General features: G+C 42.5%; 16 protein-coding genes. 14 read left to right on the top strand and 2 right to left on the bottom strand.

Annotated elements, in window-relative coordinates; translation table 11 throughout:
• Nucleotides 1-34: 34 nt before the first annotated feature.
• Complete coding sequence (gene guaB / locus H8S51_RS12895) at nucleotides 35-1,489, bottom strand: IMP dehydrogenase (RefSeq protein WP_186899111.1); 1,455 nt, start codon at nucleotides 1,487-1,489, stop codon at nucleotides 35-37.
• 334 nt (nucleotides 1,490-1,823) lie between these two features.
• On the opposite strand from guaB, the gene hisA reads away from it, so the two are divergent.
• From hisA to H8S51_RS12880, 3 genes are all read left to right on the top strand, one after another.
• Nucleotides 1,824-2,600, top strand: coding sequence for a phosphoribosylformimino-5-aminoimidazole carboxamide ribotide isomerase (hisA, locus tag H8S51_RS12890; RefSeq protein ID WP_186899112.1), 777 nt, complete (start codon nucleotides 1,824-1,826; stop codon nucleotides 2,598-2,600).
• Between the two features lie 99 nt (nucleotides 2,601-2,699).
• Complete coding sequence (gene glnA, locus H8S51_RS12885) at nucleotides 2,700-4,031, top strand: type I glutamate--ammonia ligase (protein WP_117919628.1); 1,332 nt, start codon at nucleotides 2,700-2,702, stop codon at nucleotides 4,029-4,031.
• Nucleotides 4,032-4,054: 23 nt separating this feature from the next.
• On the top strand, nucleotides 4,055-4,600 hold the full coding sequence (locus H8S51_RS12880) for an ANTAR domain-containing response regulator (RefSeq protein WP_118597467.1): 546 nt from the start codon (nucleotides 4,055-4,057) through the stop codon (nucleotides 4,598-4,600).
• Between the two features lie 179 nt (nucleotides 4,601-4,779).
• Here the strand turns inward: H8S51_RS12880 and aroC are convergent, their stop codons facing one another.
• Nucleotides 4,780-5,886: a chorismate synthase gene (gene aroC / locus H8S51_RS12875; protein ID WP_186899113.1), complete on the bottom strand. Its 1,107-nt coding sequence runs from the start codon at nucleotides 5,884-5,886 to the stop codon at nucleotides 4,780-4,782.
• Between the two features lie 130 nt (nucleotides 5,887-6,016).
• Between aroC and H8S51_RS12870 the strand changes: the two genes are divergently transcribed.
• The 11 genes from H8S51_RS12870 to ilvB all read left to right on the top strand — a co-directional run bounded on the left by H8S51_RS12870 (nucleotide 6,017) and on the right by ilvB (nucleotide 19,586).
• On the top strand, nucleotides 6,017-7,435 hold the full coding sequence (locus tag H8S51_RS12870; RefSeq protein ID WP_186899114.1) for a 3-phosphoshikimate 1-carboxyvinyltransferase: 1,419 nt from the start codon (nucleotides 6,017-6,019) through the stop codon (nucleotides 7,433-7,435).
• Between the two features lie 140 nt (nucleotides 7,436-7,575).
• Nucleotides 7,576-8,730, top strand: coding sequence for a tRNA guanosine(34) transglycosylase Tgt (tgt, locus tag H8S51_RS12865; protein WP_118209177.1), 1,155 nt, complete (start codon nucleotides 7,576-7,578; stop codon nucleotides 8,728-8,730).
• Between the two features lie 100 nt (nucleotides 8,731-8,830).
• Nucleotides 8,831-9,154, top strand: coding sequence for a preprotein translocase subunit YajC (gene yajC, locus H8S51_RS12860; protein ID WP_015520178.1), 324 nt, complete (start codon nucleotides 8,831-8,833; stop codon nucleotides 9,152-9,154).
• Nucleotides 9,155-9,278: 124 nt separating this feature from the next.
• On the top strand, nucleotides 9,279-10,187 hold the full coding sequence (locus tag H8S51_RS12855) for a hypothetical protein (protein ID WP_186899115.1): 909 nt from the start codon (nucleotides 9,279-9,281) through the stop codon (nucleotides 10,185-10,187).
• 13 nt (nucleotides 10,188-10,200) lie between these two features.
• Entirely contained in the window at nucleotides 10,201-11,136 is a 936-nt protein-coding gene (locus H8S51_RS12850) for a helix-turn-helix domain-containing protein (protein WP_015520180.1), read from the top strand.
• Nucleotides 11,137-11,463: 327 nt separating this feature from the next.
• Nucleotides 11,464-11,622, top strand: coding sequence for a hypothetical protein (locus H8S51_RS12845; RefSeq protein WP_015520182.1), 159 nt, complete (start codon nucleotides 11,464-11,466; stop codon nucleotides 11,620-11,622).
• A 97-nt stretch (nucleotides 11,623-11,719) separates the two neighbouring features.
• Nucleotides 11,720-12,946 (top strand): radical SAM/SPASM domain-containing protein, encoded by a 1,227-nt coding sequence (locus tag H8S51_RS12840; protein ID WP_117919639.1) that lies wholly within the window; start codon nucleotides 11,720-11,722, stop codon nucleotides 12,944-12,946.
• Nucleotides 12,939-14,615: an ABC transporter ATP-binding protein gene (locus H8S51_RS12835; RefSeq protein WP_117919641.1), complete on the top strand. Its 1,677-nt coding sequence runs from the start codon at nucleotides 12,939-12,941 to the stop codon at nucleotides 14,613-14,615. Before H8S51_RS12840 ends, H8S51_RS12835 begins: the two co-directional genes overlap by 8 nt.
• Before the next feature lie 317 nt (nucleotides 14,616-14,932).
• Entirely contained in the window at nucleotides 14,933-16,033 is a 1,101-nt protein-coding gene (gene leuB, locus H8S51_RS12830) for a 3-isopropylmalate dehydrogenase (RefSeq protein WP_117919643.1), read from the top strand.
• A 79-nt stretch (nucleotides 16,034-16,112) separates the two neighbouring features.
• Nucleotides 16,113-17,789 (top strand): dihydroxy-acid dehydratase, encoded by a 1,677-nt coding sequence (gene ilvD / locus H8S51_RS12825; protein WP_015520186.1) that lies wholly within the window; start codon nucleotides 16,113-16,115, stop codon nucleotides 17,787-17,789.
• Nucleotides 17,790-17,897: 108 nt separating this feature from the next.
• A complete protein-coding gene (ilvB, locus tag H8S51_RS12820; RefSeq protein WP_186899116.1) occupies nucleotides 17,898-19,586 on the top strand; it encodes a biosynthetic-type acetolactate synthase large subunit in 1,689 nt (562 codons plus the stop codon).
• Nucleotides 19,587-19,588: the final 2 nt, after the last annotated feature.

Genomic DNA, 19,588 nt, shown 5'->3' with positions numbered 1-19,588 from the left:
TTGAAAGTTACCATATATTATATCGGAAAGAGGATTATTCGTCAATACTGTAATTCGGAGCTTCTTTCGTGATGTGAATGTCATGCGGATGGCTTTCACGGAGAGCAGCTGCGGAAATTTTAACAAATTTACTCTTTTCTTTTAAGTCTTCGATGGTTGGGCAGCCACAGTAACCCATACCGGAACGGATACCACCGACTAACTGGAATACAGTGTCTTCTACAGATCCTTTATAAGCAACACGTCCTTCCACGCCTTCCGGAACAAGCTTTTTTGCACCTTCCTGGAAGTAACGGTCTTTGCTGCCATTTTCCATGGCTGCAAGTGATCCCATGCCACGGTATACTTTGTATTTTCTTCCCTGATACAGTTCGAATGTACCAGGAGCTTCGTCACATCCTGCAAACATACTACCCATCATACATACGTTAGCACCTGCGGCGAGAGCTTTTGTCATATCTCCGGAATATTTGATACCGCCGTCAGCAATGATCGGAACACCAAATTCTTTGGCTGCATTGTAGCAGTCCATAATAGCGGAAACCTGAGGAACACCGATACCTGCAACGATACGGGTGGTACAGATAGAACCAGGTCCGATACCAACTTTGACAGCGTCAGCGCCTGCTTTGATCAGATCGCGTGTTGCATCACCGGTAGCAACGTTTCCTGCGATAACCTGAAGATCCGGATAGGTAGCTTTGATCTTTTTTACTGCCTCTAAGATATTTTTGGAATGTCCGTGTGCGGAATCGACAACGATCACATCCACGTGCGCTTTTACTAAAGCTTCTACACGTTCCATCATATTTCCTGTGATACCGACACCGGCACCGCAGAGCAGACGACCTAACTCGTCTTTGGCAGAGAGCGGATATTTGATCTGTTTTTCAATATCCTTGATCGTGATGAGTCCTTTTAAGTGGAAATCTTTATCTACGATCGGAAGTTTTTCTTTTCTTGCTTTGGCAAGGATCTTTTTTGCTTCCTCTAAGGTGATGCCCTCAGGAGCTGTGATCAGATTCTCGGAAGTCATGCTTTCACTGATCTTTTTGGTAAAATCTGTCTCGAATTTTAAATCACGGTTTGTGATGATACCGACTAATTTGCCACCCTCGCAGATCGGCACACCGGAGATACGGAATTTGCGCATCAGATCTTCGGCATCCTGTAATGTATGATCCGGGGAAAGGTAAAATGGATCTGTGATAACGCCATTCTCAGAACGCTTTACTTTATCTACCTCGTCTGCCTGTGCCTGGATTGACATGTTTTTATGGATGATACCGATACCGCCCTGTCTTGCCATTGCAATGGCCATTCTGTGTTCTGTAACGGTATCCATGGCAGCACTCATCATAGGAATATTTAAGACGACCTTTTTGGTAAGATGCGTTGTCAGATCAATCATGTTTGGTGTAACTTCTGAATACTGTGGAACTAATAATACGTCATCAAAAGTAATACCTTCACCAATAATTGTTCCCATTTTATTTTCCTCACTTTCTTCTTATTGAATTGTATGAAAAAGATATATTAGTTTCTGTATCATAGCAAAAAAAAAATACTCTGTCAATGAGATATAAGCCTGAATTTATAAAAAATGGATATTTATTAGAAATAATAATAAAATGTGCAAAAAAACCTTATAGAAATTATGGTTCACAAATGCTGCAAGGTGTGTTAAGATGACTTTAGGCGACGGGGTCAGACGATAGGCATACGTCGCCCATTTTTTACCTAAATATATGACTGAAGGCTGGATCATAAAGGGTACGGTCAGTTGTCATAAAAACAGAGGTTGGGAGAAAAGGGGGAAAATTATGGAGTTTCGTCCCTGTATCGACATCCACAATGGGAAAGTAAAACAGATCATTGGTGGAAGTTTAAAGGATGCCGGAGATCAGGCAACAGAAAACTATGTGGCAGAGCAGGATGCAGTGTATTTTGCAAAACTGTATCAGAAAGAAGGAATAAAAGGCGGACATATCATCTTATTGAATCCGGCAAGCAGTACCTATTATAAGGAAACAAGAGCGCAGGCAGAACTTGCACTTGGTGCTTATCCGGGTGGACTTCAGATTGGCGGTGGCATAACGGCAGAAAATGCAAAAGAATTTTTAGATGCCGGGGCAAGTCATGTGATCGTCACTTCTTATGTGTTCCGGGAAGGAAAGATCAATTATGAAAATTTAGCGCGGTTAAAAGATGCAGTGGGCAGGGAACATCTTGTACTTGATCTAAGCTGCAGAAAAAAAGATGATTTCTATTATATAGTGACAGACCGCTGGCAGAAGTTTACCGATGAAAAAGTAAGTATCACATTACTGGATGAACTTTCTTCTTATTGTGATGAATTTCTGATTCATGCTGTGGATGTGGAAGGAAAGGCAAAAGGGATTGAAGAAGAACTGGTTCGTCTGCTTGGCGAGTGGGGGAAAATTCCGGTTACTTATGCAGGCGGTGTCGGCAGTTTTGAAGATCTTCGGGAATTAAAAGAATTAGGGAAAGACAGATTGAATGTGACTATCGGCAGTGCACTTGATTTATTCGGCGGACCGATGGCTTATGAGAAAGTGCTGCATTATATAAGAGCATGAAAACTGCTGGTTTTGTCAGAGAAGTTTTTAGAAAAGTCTGATCTGTAAAAGGTATTATAATCAGAAAAAATGTCAATTAGAATAGGAGTGATTTTTTAGATGAGCAGATATACGAAACAGGATATATTTAATATGGTAGAGGAAGAGGATGTGGAATTTATCCGTCTGCAGTTTACGGATATGTTTGGAACTTTAAAAAATGTTGCGATCACATCCAGCCAGTTAGAGAAAGCATTGAATAATGAATGCATGTTTGACGGTTCATCCATTGAGGGATTTGTCCGGATCGAGGAGTCAGATATGTATCTGTATCCGGATCTTGACACTTTTGTAATATTCCCATGGCGTCCGCAGCAGGGAAAGGTTGCAAGGATCATCTGTGATGTTTATACATCGGATAGAAAACCTTTTGAGGGAGATCCGCGTTATATATTAAAGAAAGCAGTGGAAGATGCAACGCAGATGGGATATCGTTTTGATGTCGGACCGGAATGTGAGTTTTTCCTTTTCAATCAGGATGAGGATGGACAGCCGACAACGATAAGCACAGAGCGTGCAGGATATTTTGATCTTGGACCGATCGATCTTGGTGAGAATGCAAGACGTGATATGGTATTGACATTAGAGGATATGGGATATGAGATCGAGGCTTCCCATCATGAGGTGGCACCGGCACAGCATGAGATTGATTTCCGTTATGATGAGGTGGTTAAGACCGCAGATAATATTATGACATTTAAACTGGCAGTCAAAACGATTGCAAAACGTCATGGTATGTTTGCAAGTTTTATGCCAAAGCCGAAATTTGGCATTAACGGTTCCGGCATGCATGTGAATATGTCTCTTTCCAAGAATGGAAAAAATATTTTTGACGATCCGGACGGCGAGTTAGGACTCAGCAAAGAAGCATACTGGTTTATCGGTGGACTGATGAAGCACATGAAAGGAATGGCGGCGATCACAAATCCGTTGGTCAATTCTTATAAGCGCCTGGTACCTGGGTATGAGGCACCAATCTATATTGCATGGTCTGTGACAAACCGCAGCCCGCTGATCCGTATTCCGGTTACCAGAGGAGAAGGCACGAGGGTGGAGCTCAGATGCCCGGATTCCGCAGCCAATCCGTATTTGACACTTGCAGTATGTTTACAGGCAGGACTTGATGGTATCCGGAATCAGATTGAGCCACCGGCAGCAGTGACGGAAAACGTTTTTGAGATGCGTTTATCCCAGAAAAATAAACTGGGAATCGAAGAACTTCCGGCTGACCTTGGAGAGGCACTTGCAGAATTTGAAAAGGACGAATATTTACAGAATGTGTTGGGCAGACACGCGACGGAAAAATATATTGAAGCCAAAAAATCGGAATGGGCAGATTACCGTGCACAGGTATCCGATTGGGAAATCAATAATTATCTGTATAAAATCTGAGATAGGAATGAAGGGGAAAAGATTTGACAAATATTATCGTTGCATTCCCAAAACAGGATACCGCGCGTAATATCAAAAAGATCCTGATGCAGAACGGACATCACGTGGATGCCATCTGCACAACAGGTGCCCAGGCTTTGCAGAATGCAAATGAGTTAGAAGGCGGGATCATGGTGTGCGGTTATCGTTTTGTGGACATGATGTATACGGAATTACATGATTATCTCCCCTCTCAGTTTGAAATGCTGCTCGTGGCTTCACCGGGAAACTGTGGTGAGCGTGATGTGGAAAATCTAGTCTGCTTGTCGACGCCGCTTAAAATCAATGAGTTGCTCCAGACCGTTGAAATGATGGAATACAAGGTCACACGCAGGCGGAAGAAAGCAAGGCAGAAGCCAAAGGAACGGTCGGAGGAGGAAATAAATCTGATCAATGAAGCAAAAGCACTTTTGATGGAGCGCAATAACCTGACAGAAGAAGAAGCTCACCGATATATGCAAAAGAGAAGTATGGATAACGGGACGGGACTGACAGAGACTGCCCAGATGATACTTAGTTTACTTACATAAAAATAATTGGCTGTACTTTATTACAGCTGCAAAAACTGCCGGTTCACACTGATATGTGTCTGAAATTTCTGAAACATATAGGTGTGAACCGGCAGTTTTTTGGATGGTCAGAATAATTTAAAATATAATTCCTGATAGCCCTAAGATTGTATGTAACAGTCTGTGCCGCTAAAATTCTTCTACAGATTTTTATAAAACTGTTCAAGGTTATTCATTTTTGCACTCATATTTGTAAAAAGAGCATCCACTAATGTTATGGCAGCCATGGACTCCACAACGACCACGGCGCGCGGTACGATGATCGGATCATGGCGTCCTTTGATGCTCACATCAATTTCTTCACCGTTTTTATTGACAGTCTGCTGGGTAGCAGCGATAGAAGGGGTAGGTTTGATCGCAGCGCGCAGTATAATATCACTTCCATCACTCATTCCACCTAAAATACCGCCGGCATGGTTGGTCGTTTTGACTGTTTTCCCATCAGCAGCGATGCGGAAAGCATCGTTGTTATTTTTTCCGGTTGCCTTTGCAACATCAAAACCGTCACCGATTTCAAATCCCTTTACCGCACCGATCGACATGACTGCTTTTGCGAGATTTGCATTTAACTTTTCAAACACAGGATCACCGATTCCGGCAGGAACACCCTGAATGATACATTCCACAACACCGCCGGAGGAATTCTGTTCTGCAATGCAGGCATTTAAATAATTTTCTGCATTTTCTGCGGCATCGGCATCCGGCATATAAAGCGGATTTTCATTGATCTGTGTGGCATCAAAATTCTGCGCTGCGATACAGATTGGTCCGATGGAACGTGTGTAGGTCAAAAATGTGATGCCAAGCTGGTTTAATATTTTAACGGCGATCGCACCGGCTGCAACGCGTCCGATCGTTTCACGGCCGGAGGAACGTCCGCCGCCCCGGTAATCACGAAAACCGTATTTCTGGTCAAATGTATAATCTGCATGCCCCGGACGGTAATAGGATGCGATCTCATTGTAATCTTTTGATTTCTGATTCTGATTATATACGACAAGGGAAATCGGTGTGCCGGTCGTTTTTCCCTCGAACACACCGGATAAAATCTCGACAGCGTCATCTTCCTTCCGGGGGGTAGTGAATTTTGACTGTCCAGGTTTCCTGCGGTTTAAAAACTTCTGGATGTCATTTTCATCAAGAGGCAGACCAGCCGGACATCCATCTACCACAACGCCGAGTCCCTTCCCGTGGGATTCGCCCCATGTTGTAATCCTAAAAATCGTGCCAAATGATGAACCAGCCATGAAATATTCCTCCTGAAAATGTTTATTTGTATTTATCATTATAAAAGATTTCTCTTTTCGTGACAACAGGAATATGTTAAAATGGGAAAAGCGTTTATTGACAGGAAATCAGATTACAGGGATGAAATATATGGATAAACAATACAGGGTAAAAAAACTGGATAAACCGGTCGACTGGATGGTGGAGGTGCCGGGATCGAAGAGTATGACGAACCGTGCACTTTTGATGGCGGCTTTATCGGATGGTGAAGTGAAGTTAGACGGTGTTTTATTTTCCGATGATTCGAGACACTTTCTGGAGAGTCTGGTGTCACTGGGATTTACGGTAGATATCAATGAGCAGAAAAAAAAGGTTACTGTTTTGGGCTGTGGCGGGGATATTTCAAAGAAACAGGCAGTGATCAATGTCGGAAGTGCCGGGACAGCCGCACGTTTCCTGACGGCAATGCTTGGATTTTCAGATGGGGAATATACGATCGAGGCATCGGAGCAGATGAAAAAGAGACCGATGGAGGAGTTATTTTCTCTGCTTATGGGAGTTGGAGCAAAGATCACTTATCTGGAAAAAGAAGGTCATCTGCCGGTACAGATCTGTGGCAGGAGAAATCAAAAAGCAGACAGAGATCATGTGACTGCAGAGAATGAGGATATTGTATTGCAGAATCATGATACAGACCAGTCACAGGCAGATACAAAGCAGGATGCTTATAATGATCAGTTACAGGCAGAACAAAAACCGTTACGCTTAGATCTTGATATCAGCAAGAGTACCCAGTTTTTAAGTGCGCTTCTACTGATCTCTCCGATGGTACAGCAGGGATTAGACATCCACATCACAAGTAAGAAAACAGATGGTTCCTATATCCGCATCACAAGAAAAATGTTAGCGGACGCGGGTGTGGAAGTAAAATATGACGGAAAAAATTATTGTGTAGAACCGAAAGCCATATATCAGAAAAAGCATTACCAGATCGAACCGGATGTCTCAGCCGCATGTTATTTTTATGCAGCAGCCGCGATCACAGGCGGCAGGGCACTTGTAAAACATGTGCATCCGGATAACAGCCAGGGAGATATGAAGTTTTTAGATGTGCTCACACAGATGGGCTGTACTGTCACAGAAAAAACGGATGGAATCGAAGTGACCGGACCAGCGGAAGGACAATTAAAAGGAATCGACATAGATATGAATGACTTTTCAGATCAGGCACTTACCCTTGCTGCGATCGCACCGTTTTGTAACTCCGATGTGCATATAACTCACATCGGACATATCCGCGGACAGGAATGTGACCGCCTTCATGCCATGTCAGAGGAACTGACAAAGCGCGGGATCATATGTACCGAAGAACCGGATGCCATAACGATTAAGCCGGGTACTCCGGCACCGGGAATCATATCCACTTATGAAGATCACCGTGTTGCAATGTCATTTGCCCTCTTAGGTTTAAAGGTGGATGGAATCGTGATAGATAACCCATCCTGCTGCCGCAAAACATTTGAGAATTATTTTGAGCTGCTGGATATGTTATCTGGTAAAAACAGATAATGCTCAAAGAATATGGAAAATATCTGCTGCAAGACGATATTTTCATACAAGTAAAAATAACCAAAGCGAAACTCCACAAAAAAATAAATTCGCCCCCATTTTATACATAAAAACAACAAGGAAAAAGGAGATTATAAACAATGTACGAACTACTAAAACAGGAAGGCCGTGCCAAACGCGGCATCCTTCACACCGTCCACGGTGATATACAAACCCCGGTATTCATGAATGTCGGCACTGTTGCTGCCATCAAAGGAGCTGTATCCACTGAGGACTTAGAGCAGATCAAATGTCAGGTAGAACTGTCAAACACCTACCACCTGCACGTCCGCACTGGAGACAAGCTGATCCGCGAAGTTGGCGGACTTCACAAATTCATGTCCTGGAACCGTCCGATTCTTACGGACTCCGGCGGATTTCAGGTATTTTCCCTTGCCGGGCTGCGCAAGATCAAGGAGGAGGGAGTTTATTTCCATTCCCACATTGACGGTGCAAAAATTTTCATGGGACCGGAAGAGAGCATGCAGATCCAATCGAACCTTGGTTCTACGATCGCAATGGCGTTTGATGAATGTGCTCCCGCACTTGCAGACAGAAGTTATGTGGAGGCTTCCGTGGCGCGTACAACCAGATGGTTAGAGCGCTGTAAAACAAAAATGCAGCAGCTAAACTCCGAGGAGGGAACGGTCAACTGTCATCAGATGTTATTTGGAATCAATCAGGGCGCTATCTATTCGGATATCCGTATCGATCATGCAAAACGTATCGCTGAGCTGGATTTAGACGGATATGCAGTCGGCGGACTTGCAGTCGGTGAAACACATGAGGAGATGTACCATATTTTAGACGAGACAGTCCCTTATCTGCCGCTTCACAAACCGACCTATCTGATGGGCGTCGGTACTCCGGCAAATATCTTAGAAGGCGTAGAGCGCGGCGTTGATTTCTTTGACTGCGTATATCCGACCAGAAACGGACGTCACGGTCATGTATACACCAATCAGGGAAAGATCAATCTTTTTAATCAGAAATATGAAAAAGACATGCGCCCGATCGAGGAAGGCTGCGGCTGTCCGACCTGCCGCCGTTACAGCAGGGCATATGTGCGCCACCTGTTAAAAGCAAAAGAAATGCTTGGTATGAGACTCTGCGTGCTCCACAATCTGTATTTTTACAATACAATGATGGAAGAGATCCGCGATGCCATCGATGAAGGCAGATTCCATTCTTATAAGGAAGAAAAGCTGTACGGTATGGGACAGATCAACCGCGAGAAAGAAAAACAGAATGGCTAAAAATAAATTAATCATAAAATTTGGCAAAGTGCTTGTCTAAAAAGCCTATTTTGTGTATTATGTATTGTAATGTCTATTAAATTTAGGAGGAACTGAGAAGATGTCAATTTTAGCATCCACTTCATCCGCATCCACAGCAGCAGGCTGGGGCGGTATGATTATCTGGTTAGTAGTTTTATTTGGTTTCATGTACTTTTTCATGATCCGTCCGCAGCAGAAAGAAGCAAAGAAGAAAAATGCAATGCTGTCCGAACTTGCAGTCGGCGATACCGTACTGACAACAAGCGGATTTTACGGTACTGTGATCGATATCGCAGATGATACCGTGATCGTTGAGTTCGGTAATAACAAGAACTGCCGTATCCCGATGCAGAAAGCTGCGATTTCCGCAGTGGAGAAACCGGAAGAAGCAATGGAGAAATAAGTGTAGTACCAGAAAGCCTGTTATGTGTGGATGAGAAAACATAACAGGTTTTTCTTTATAGGAGTAGAATATTTATGGAATTTATATTCTGCTGCCTGACAGAAAAGTTTTAGAGGGGCAGAAGATGAAATTAAATACGGTAGGGATTGCATTGTCGTATTATCGGGAGAAGTATGGATTGTCCATGACACAGGTTTGTGAAGGAATTTGTTCACCAGCAACGATGTTCCGGATTGAAGAGGGATATCGTGAGGTGGATTCATTAGTCAGTGCGACATTGTTGTCAAGAATAGGAAAGCAGGTTCTTGAATTTGAATTGTTATTGAATGAGAAAGATTACAACTTGTTCCGGTTACGAAAAGATATCCATCGGAATTTAGAAGAGAAAAATCTGGATACAGCGGAGAAACTGTTACAGAGTTATCAAAGTGTAATGCCAAAAAAACAAGTGCTTCATGAACAATATTATCTCTGGGGAAAGGCAGAACTGTTACAGAAACGTGGTGCATCAAAAGAAGAAATCAAGGCTGTATTAAATGAGGCGATACTTTTGACAAAACCTTTTTTTGGAAAGAGGAAAAATACTTCTGATTTATACAGTGAAATGGAGATAAAACTTTTTTTGGGGCTGATTCAGTTTTCGGAAGATATTTCATGGAAAGAGGCAGAATTGAAAAGAATGCTGCTTTTTACAAGAAAGTATGATTCGAAAAAAATCAAGGAACAGGCTGAAATGTCCATTCTGAAAGAACTTGCCAGCATACAGGAAGAAAAAGGAGATGCACAAAAGGAACTGGAATATATTGAACAGGCATTAACACTGGTAAAAGAAAGCAGAACGATGCGTGGGCTGGCAGAATTGCATTTTAAGAAGGCAGGACTGTTAAAAGAGCTGATGCAGAGAAACAAGGACATGCAGCAGGAATATCAAAAACAATGTCAGGTGGAACTTACGATGGCTTATTATACGGCACTTGTCATGGACAATGTGGAACTGGTGCAAAAAATAAAAACGACGGGTGACAGAGTGTAGAAAGAGGTGCCATATGGGAAATTATAATGTTGGTGATATGATACGGCTTTCAAGAATTGCAAAGAAAATGACACAGGAAGAATTAAGTGAGGGTGTCTGTTCTGTAGAAACACTTTCCAGAATTGAAAACGGAAAACATAAAGTGAAAAGTGATACATATCGGCAACTTATGGAGAAAATGTACCAGATCACAGAAAAAAATTATGCAGTGTGTGTCAGCAGGGATATGGAACTGATACAGGAAAGAGAATATTTTGAGGATGCTATGGCAAAGCATGATTTTGAAAAAGCAGACTTTTATATGGAGCAGATGAAAAAACTTGTTGGAAAAGACGCATCTACACAAAGATATATCCGCCGGGAAAGTACTTTTTTGGATTATTATATGCAGCGCATTACAGCAGAACAGCTTGTGGAAGCATTAGAAGAGCTTGCAGAAGAAGTTGTACCACAGTATAAAAAATTTCTTGACAGTGATGTGATATATCCTTTCCGGGAACAGGAGATTACACTTTTAAAGCGGCTGGCTGTGGCATATGGCAGAATAGATGAGTATCCTAAAAGTATAAAAATCTGTGAAATGCTGCTGCGCAGCCTGCGGGAAGGATATATGGCAGAATGGGAGATCGAAGAACTTAGTATTGCTGCAAATCTTTCAAAGTATTATGGGGCAGTTGGAAACTATCGGTATTCCATGGAATTATGTGAATATATTTTGCCAAAAGTGAGAAAATATGCAAATGCACCGATAATGACATTTGTTTTAGGGGAAATGGCATGGAATATGAATGAGATGATTGAAAGTGGAATGGAGGGAGAAGAAAAGGCAGAATATTGCCGTAAAAAGTATAAGCAGGCATATTTTGTAAGCGCCGCAGCAAGTGGTGAATTAGATAAAAAGGTGTTTTCTGATCTTTATGAAACAATGTTTGGGGAGAAGATAGAATAATCCAAGCTATAGGTATCGATGATAGGGTAGCTCTTGTCAGCGATAAGCGTGTAGGAATTAACAATCAAAGAAAAAGAATGATTGGTATTTATTGTGAAGAGACATAATATTAAGAGAAAGGAATGTAATATTTTTTTCATATGTATGTACCTCATATCTGAGATTTTAAATATATTATGTTATAGATATTATAAAAAGACCATGTCAAAACCAGAAAAAATTTTTTTCCGGTTTTGACATGGTCTTTTTGCAACAGGTGATTTACAGTAAAAAAGTTATTAGCACTTATTAAGTGTTGATATATAAAATATGAAAGGAAGGAATGCCATGAGAGATTTAGAAAAGGTAATGGAAAGATTAGGACTTGATGAATATGTTTCTGTATCAGAATTTAATCAATTGCAGAGCAAGGCAGCAGCGTCAGGTTATGCTGTTGATTATGGTGTATGCAGATCTGCGCAGAATGAACAACAAAAAAATATGTAAATATTTGTACAGAAATAGTGTGTAAAAATGCCTGAGCGTAGAAGAAAAGGTTCTATGCTCAGACATTTTTTATATAAAAAAATAAGGAGAATGTGAAATGGAAAATAGTAGAATAGAATATCAATTAGAATATGCTGTTTGGGAAATGACCCATGGTTGTAATATGAGATGTCAACATTGTGGTTCTTCATGTGCGCAACCGTATTTGGATGAAATGACGACGAAGGAATGTTTACATGTTTGTGATGAGTTGATCAATATGGGAGTAAAATTTGTTACACTTACAGGAGGAGAACCAACTACAAAAAAAGATTGGTATGCGATTGCGGAAAAATTAAGTAAAGCTGGAATTTACACAAACATAATTTCTAATGGGTGGTTTGTGGAGGATGATTTAGTAGAAAAAATAAAACAGGCTGGAATTGCAATTTGTGCAATAAGTATTGATGGTGTAAAAGAGACTCATGATAAAATAAGAAAAGAGGGATCTTTTGAAAAAGATTTATTGGCGTTAAAAAAATTAAAATATCATGGTGTACAGACAATGGTAGCCACTACTATCAACAATGAAAATATTGAAGAATTAGACGAAATGTATGATATCTTTTCGGAGATAGGGGTTGATTTCTGGCAGCTACAGATCACACTTCCAATGGGTAATTTCCTTAAACAACAAACATTATTTGTTGAACCAGGGATGATTGAACAAATAATTGATTTTGCGTATAAAAAGAAAGAAGGACAATTAGAGATACATCTGACAGATGGAATAGGCTATTACAACAAAAAACAAATTTGTATGCAACAGAATACTTGTTGGGCAGGATGTTCGGCAGGAAAAAAATCAGTTGGTATTTTACAAAATGGAGATATTGTTGGATGTACTTCTATTAGAAATGAGAAAATGATAGAGGGAAATATCAGAGATGGATCATTGCGAGATATATGGTTTTCTAAGGATTCATTTTTGTGGAATAGAAATTTTAAAAGAGATGATTTGAAAGGGCTGTGTCGTGAGTGCAAGTATGGGGATATGTGTTTGGGTGGATGCTCAAATTCGCGGTTCACATTAAATGGAACGATAGAGTCTGAGAATATTTTATGTTCATATAACTATAAGTTAGTACAAGCAAGAAAATACATTAATAAATTGGATGAGGAGCAGCTTCTTCAATTATTTACAATATTAATTGAAAAAAATGAATACCAAATAGCAAAAATGGTCTATGATAGAATAAAAAATATTAATGGAAATCAGGTTATAGAGATGTGCGAAAAATATTTGCAAGTAAATACGGACTGCAAGGAGAATAACAATGAATGAATATTTCAAAAAGCACAAAGTACACCTTATGGCGTGGGTATTTTTCGCTGTCCTAAAAACCATAGCCGCAGTTTTATTTGCACTCTATATGCAGAAAATGATCGACGCAGTGTCCGCCATGGATGCACAAAAAATGTTACATACGAGCATTGCAGGGGTGGTGATCGTTGTCTGTTATGCAGCATTCGGCTATGTCGGCTCCTATTTTGAGATGAAGTTTTCACAGAAAGTCTTAGTGGATGTGAGACAAGACATCTGTAAAAGTATTGTGAGCACGGATCTCGACAGTTACCGTCTGCACAAGAGCGCGGAGTATACATCGATCTTAAACAATGATATCGGTATGCTCGATGAAAAATATTTTCTGTGTCTGCCAAACATTGTGATCCAGATCCTCACATTTCTGATCGCGACGGTCACGTTGTACCAGATGGAACCGTGGCTGGCATTTTCGGCGATTCTGCTCTGTGCGGTGCCGTTAATCGTGCCGTTTTTGTTTGGAAAACAGATTTCAGCGCGCCAGAAATCATACATCCATGTGCTTGACTGGTACAACGGAAAACTGAAAAACATCTGGAACGGCTATGAGGTCATCAAGAGCTATCATGTGGAGCGGGAGATCCTTACCGATTATGAAAAATGTAACTGGGAAGTGGAAAGGACGCATTTTTCCGTTCGCAATACGCAGAACATGTCAAGAAGCATCTCCGGCGGGATCGGTTTCCTGATCGATGTGTGCATGATGGGAATTGCCGGGATTTTAGTTTTAAAAGGTTACGTTACGGTCGGTATCCTGATCGCAACCATACAGCTTATGAACTATATCCAGACACCGATCCAGTGGATCTCAAAACTGCTTGCAGACTATAAGACAAGCCAGCCGGTTTTAAAGCGGGTGACGGATATCTTAAACCTGCCGAAAGATGCAGACCATGGGGAAAAGTTAAAAACAGCACTGCCAATCTCAGTGGAAAATCTACGTTTTTCCTACGAGGAGGGCGAAGAGGTCTTACATAATTTAAGCGTAACTTTTGAACCTGGCAAAAAATATGCGATCGTCGGAAACAGCGGAAGTGGAAAGAGTACCTTTATGTATGTGCTGATGCATTATTATAACCATTTTGAAGGAGAGATCCGTTTTGGCAGCCAGAGCATCAGCGATATCCAGAAGAAAGAACTCTACCGCAGCATTGCACTCATTCATCAGAATGTCGTCGTGTTAGATGGCACACTGCGGGACAATGTTTCCCTTTATGAAAGCTATTCGGATGAGAACATCAAACAGGCATTAATCCGTGCCGGTATGGGAGACTACCTGAACGAAAAGGGACTTGATTTTACCATACAGGAATCCGGTTCCAATCTCTCCGGCGGAGAAAAACAGCGCATTGCCATAGCCAGGGCATTCCTCCGCAATACTCCTGTCATGATCTTAGACGAAGCGACATCCAGTCTTGACAGCCTCATGGCAGCAAAAATCGAACAGACCGTCCTGCAGTCAGACACGACCATCTTAAATATCGTACACCAGTTAAAAGCAGACAGCTTAAAACAATATGATGAAATTCTGGTATTTTCCAAAGGCGCCATCATCGAACGCGGCAATTATGATGAACTGATCCAGAAAGATGGAATCTTCCGCAGTCTGTTATCCGTAATGAGCGCTTAAGCTATACCATGGTATACAACCAGGTAATGAAAAGAAAGCACTTTCATAATACCAGGTTATAAATATTATAAAAAAGAAAAATAGAATCAGAGGTTGCAATGTTTCACAAATTACATTATTATAGACATTATACATACTGTCTGTTAGTAATGTGATAAAGTGTGGGCGCACAGCAGCCGCTGATTTTCTTTTTATTCATAATAAAGCAGGATGTTCGCAGAGTATGCATTCTATGGTGCAGAAAGGCAGGATACTTTCTGACAGGCGAAAAATCAGTTACACATATCTGACAGAGGAAAAGAAAGAGGGATCAGAGCATGGAATGTAAGATTGGCGTGATTTCCGGTGACGGAATCGGACCGGAGATCGTGGCAGAGGCAAAAAAAGTATTAGACAAGATCGGAACAAAGTATGGTCACAGTTTTCTATATGAAGCGATTTTGATGGGCGGCTGTTCGATTGATGCAACAGGCGTGCCGTTAACCGATGAGGCGATCGCAGCAGCAAAAGCGTCCGATGCAGTGCTTATGGGTTCCATCGGCGGTAATACAGCAACCTCTCCGTGGTATAAACTGGCACCGGAATTGAGACCGGAGGCAGGATTATTAAAATTAAGAAAGTCTCTGAATTTATTTGCAAATTTAAGACCGGCTTACTTATATGAAGAATTAAAAGAGGCATGTCCACTCCGCGACGACATCATCGGGGACGGATTTGATATGATGATCATGCGTGAACTGACTGGAGGATTATATTTCGGTGCACGAGGGACCGAGGAAGTTGACGGTGTGCTGACTGCAACAGATACACTGACTTACAGCGAGACAGAGATCCGCAGGATCACAAAGAGAGGATTTGACATTGCCATGAAACGCCGCAAAAAAGTGACGAGCGTGGACAAGGCAAATGTGCTGGATTCCTCAAGACTCTGGCGAAAAGTGGTCGAGGAAGTAGCAAAGGACTATCCGGAAGTCACCTATGAGCATATGTTAGTTGACAACTGTGCGATGCAGTTAGTCAAAGATCCGAAACAGTTTGATGTCATTTTAACAGAAAACATGTTCGGAGATATCTTATCCGACGAGGCGAGCATGGTGACAGGTTCCATCGGAATGTTGTCAAGCGCCAGCTTAAACGACACGAAGTTCGGACTCTATGAGCCGAGCGGCGGTTCTGCACCGGATATTGCAGGAAAAGGTATCGCAAACCCGATCGCAACAATCTTAAGTGCAGCAATGATGCTCCGCTATACCTTTGACCTTGATAAAGAGGCAGAGGCCATCGAGGCAGCCGTAAAACAGGTATTAAAAGACGGTTATCGCACGATTGATATCATGCCGCAGGAAGAAGATAAAAAGAAAAATGTCACACAGGTCGGTACCGCACAGATGGGTGATCTGATCTGCGAACGTATTTAATATAGGGAGCAAAACAAGGAGTAAAATCCTCTGCTCACCAGAGGGTTCGCATTTTGCTCCGCAAAACAAGGAGGATTACATGAAAAGCGATAATGTAAAAAAAGGGATGCAGCAGGCACCTCACAGAAGTCTTTTTAATGCATTAGGCTTCACGGAAGAAGAAATGAACAAACCGATGGTCGGTATCGTAAGCTCCTACAATGAGATTGTACCGGGCCATATGAATCTTGATAAAATCGTAAATGCAGTAAAATTAGGCGTTGCAGAAGCGGGCGGAGTACCGGTTGTATTTCCGGCGATCGCAGTCTGTGACGGAATCGCGATGGGGCATATCGGAATGAAGTATTCCCTTGTAACCAGAGATCTGATCGCGGATTCCACCGAGTGCATGGCACTTGCACATCAGTTTGATGCACTTGTCATGGTGCCAAACTGTGATAAAAACGTTCCGGGACTTCTGATGGCGGCAGCGCGTATCAATGTTCCGACCGTATTTGTATCCGGCGGACCGATGCTTGCCGGACACGTTCAGGGCAAAAAGAGAAGTTTATCTTCTATGTTCGAGGCAGTAGGCTCCTATGCAGCAGGAACCATGACGGAGGATGATGTAAGAGAATACGAAGAAAAAGTATGTCCGACCTGTGGCTCCTGCTCCGGTATGTACACAGCAAATTCCATGAACTGTCTGACAGAGGCACTCGGCATGGGACTTCGTGGAAACGGAACGATCCCGGCTGTCTACTCTGAGAGAATCAAACTTGCAAAACATGCAGGTATGGCAGTTATGGATATGTACCGCAAGAATATCCGTCCAAGGGATATCATGACAAAAGATGCCATTTTAAATGCATTGACGGTAGATATGGCATTAGGCTGTTCTACGAACAGTATGTTGCATCTTCCGGCGATCGCACATGAGATCGGATTCGATTTTGATATCGCATTTGCAAACCCGATCAGTGAAAAAACACCGAACCTCTGCCATCTTGCTCCGGCAGGTCCTACTTATATGGAAGACTTAAACGAGGCAGGCGGTGTCTATGCCGTTATGAAAGAACTTGCAGACATTGGTTTACTGAATACAGACTGCATGACTGTGACAGGAAAGACAGTGGGCGAAAATATTGCCAATGCGGTAAATAAGAATCCGGAAGTCATCAGACCAGTCGATAATCCATATAGTAAAACAGGTGGTCTTGCTGTATTAAAAGGAAATCTTGCACCGGACGGAAGCGTTGTAAAACGTTCCGCAGTCTGTGATGAGATGATGGTGCATGAGGGACCGGCGAGAGTATTTGACTGTGAGGAAGATGCGATTGCTGCGATCAAAGGCGGTAAGATCGTTGCCGGTGACGTGGTTGTGATCCGTTACGAGGGACCAAAAGGCGGACCTGGTATGCGTGAAATGTTAAATCCAACTTCAGCGATCGCAGGTATGGGACTTGGCTCATCCGTAGCATTGATCACAGACGGACGTTTTTCCGGCGCAAGCCGTGGAGCTTCCATCGGACATGTGTCACCGGAGGCAGCAGTCGGCGGACCGATCGCACTTGTGGAAGAGGGCGATATCATCCGTATCAATATTCCGGAGATGAAATTAGAGATTGCAGTTTCAGACGAAGAAATGGCAGCAAGAAAAGCAAAATGGCAGCCGAGAGAGCCAAAGGTAACGACAGGTTATCTGAAACGCTACGCATCGTTAGTAACTTCCGGCAACAGAGGTGCTATTTTAGCATTGCCGGAAGAACAGAAATAAAAAAGAAATACAAAAGTTGTCATTCGAAAAGTCATATGTTGTAAAAGAAGCATCTGATGATGTAGAAATTAAAAACAGATGAGAATGGCAGTGGAATGGAGGAATAATATGCAGTTAACAGGTGCCCAGATCGTGATCGAATGCCTGAAAGAACAGGGTGTTGATACAGTTTTTGGTTATCCGGGCGGTGCCATTTTAAATGTATATGATGAATTATATAAACATCAGGGAGAAATCCGGCATGTGCTGACATCACATGAGCAGGGAGCATCCCATGCAGCGGACGGATATGCGCGAAGTACTGGAAAAGTCGGTGTGTGCTTTGCAACGTCAGGCCCGGGTGCAACGAACCTTGTAACTGGAATCGCAACCGCTTATATGGACTCGGTTCCGGTCGTTGCAATTACCTGCAACGTTACCGTACCGCTTCTTGGAAAAGACAGTTTTCAGGAGATCGACATTGCGGGAATCACAATGCCGATTACAAAGCATAACTTTATTGTAAAGGATGTTACAAAACTTGCAGATACGATCCGGCGTGCATTTAAGATCGCACAGACAGGACGTCCGGGACCGGTTTTAGTGGATATCCCAAAAGATATCACAGCGGCAAAGACGGAATACACTTCGGTGGAGCCGAAACCGATCGCAAGGGTCACAGATACAATCTGCGAAAAAGATGTTGATACAGCGGTTTCCATGATAAAGGCGGCAAAGAAACCGTATATCTTTGTCGGCGGCGGTGCAGTGATCTCCGGTGCATCGGAAGAATTAAAAGAGTTTGCAGGGAAAGTAAATGCTCCGGTCTGTGATACATTGATGGGAAAAGGAGCATTTGACGGAACAGATGATCTTTATACCGGAATGCTCGGCATGCATGGAACAAAGACATCCAACCTTGGTGTCAGTGAGTGTGATCTTCTGATCGCAGTTGGTGTCCGTTTCTCAGACCGTGTTCTTGGAAATGCTAAGAAATTTGCATCACAGGCAAAAATTTTACAGTTTGATGTGGATGCGGCAGAAATCAATAAAAATATCCAGGTGGATGCCAGTGTGATCGGGGATTTAAAAGAGATTCTGATCCGTGTCAATGAAAAATTAGATGCACAGAGTCATCCGGAATGGATCGGAGAGATCATGGATCTGAAAGAAAAATATCCGCTCACTTATCCGAAAGAGGGACTCAGTGGTCCATATCTGATGGAGGAGATCTACCGTGCGACAAAGGGAGATGCAGTTATCGTGACAGAAGTCGGACAGCATCAGATGTGGGCAGCACAGTATTACAAATACAAAAACCCGCGTACCTTTTTATCATCCGGCGGACTCGGAACGATGGGTTATGGACTTGGAGCTGCGATCGGTGCACAGATCGGCAATCCGGATAAACAGGTGATAAACATTGCAGGTGACGGCTGTTTCAGAATGAACATGAATGAAATCGCAACCGCGGCGCGCGAAAAACTGCCGCTGATCGAAGTAATCGTCAACAATCATGTCCTTGGAATGGTACGCCAGTGGCAGGATCTGTTCTATGAAAAACGTTATTCCGCAACTGTTCTTGACGACGGTGTGGATTTTGTAAAATTAGCAGAGGCAATGGGGGCGAAAGGATATCGCGTGACCAGCCAGGAAGAGTTCAAAGAGGCTTTTAAGGAAGCACTTGAATCAGAGGTACCGGTTTTAATTGATTGTATCATCAACTGTGATGACAAGGTGTGGCCGATGGTTGCACCGGGAGAGGCAATCAGTTCTTCATTTACCGGTGAAGACTTAGCAAAAAAACAACAATCATAAAT

Origin of the sequence: Roseburia rectibacter (assembly GCF_014287515.2) — a bacterium.
Lineage (GTDB): Bacteria > Bacillota > Clostridia > Lachnospirales > Lachnospiraceae > Roseburia > Roseburia rectibacter.
Note: the sequence above shows the minus strand (reverse complement) of the source record. Positions and strands in the feature narration are given on the sequence as shown.

Coding starts and splice junctions, on each gene's coding strand:
- H8S51_RS12870 (WP_186899114.1), top strand. CDS start 6,017: ATGGATAAACAATACAGGGTAAAAAAACTGGATAAACCGGTCGACTGG.
- H8S51_RS12850 (WP_015520180.1), top strand. CDS start 10,201: ATGGGAAATTATAATGTTGGTGATATGATACGGCTTTCAAGAATTGCA.
- ilvB (WP_186899116.1), top strand. CDS start 17,898: ATGCAGTTAACAGGTGCCCAGATCGTGATCGAATGCCTGAAAGAACAG.
- tgt (WP_118209177.1), top strand. CDS start 7,576: ATGTACGAACTACTAAAACAGGAAGGCCGTGCCAAACGCGGCATCCTT.
- H8S51_RS12845 (WP_015520182.1), top strand. CDS start 11,464: ATGAGAGATTTAGAAAAGGTAATGGAAAGATTAGGACTTGATGAATAT.
- H8S51_RS12840 (WP_117919639.1), top strand. CDS start 11,720: ATGGAAAATAGTAGAATAGAATATCAATTAGAATATGCTGTTTGGGAA.
- hisA (WP_186899112.1), top strand. CDS start 1,824: ATGGAGTTTCGTCCCTGTATCGACATCCACAATGGGAAAGTAAAACAG.
- leuB (WP_117919643.1), top strand. CDS start 14,933: ATGGAATGTAAGATTGGCGTGATTTCCGGTGACGGAATCGGACCGGAG.
- ilvD (WP_015520186.1), top strand. CDS start 16,113: ATGAAAAGCGATAATGTAAAAAAAGGGATGCAGCAGGCACCTCACAGA.
- guaB (WP_186899111.1), bottom strand. CDS start 1,489: ATGGGAACAATTATTGGTGAAGGTATTACTTTTGATGACGTATTATTA.
- H8S51_RS12855 (WP_186899115.1), top strand. CDS start 9,279: ATGAAATTAAATACGGTAGGGATTGCATTGTCGTATTATCGGGAGAAG.
- glnA (WP_117919628.1), top strand. CDS start 2,700: ATGAGCAGATATACGAAACAGGATATATTTAATATGGTAGAGGAAGAG.
- yajC (WP_015520178.1), top strand. CDS start 8,831: ATGTCAATTTTAGCATCCACTTCATCCGCATCCACAGCAGCAGGCTGG.
- aroC (WP_186899113.1), bottom strand. CDS start 5,886: ATGGCTGGTTCATCATTTGGCACGATTTTTAGGATTACAACATGGGGC.
- H8S51_RS12835 (WP_117919641.1), top strand. CDS start 12,939: ATGAATGAATATTTCAAAAAGCACAAAGTACACCTTATGGCGTGGGTA.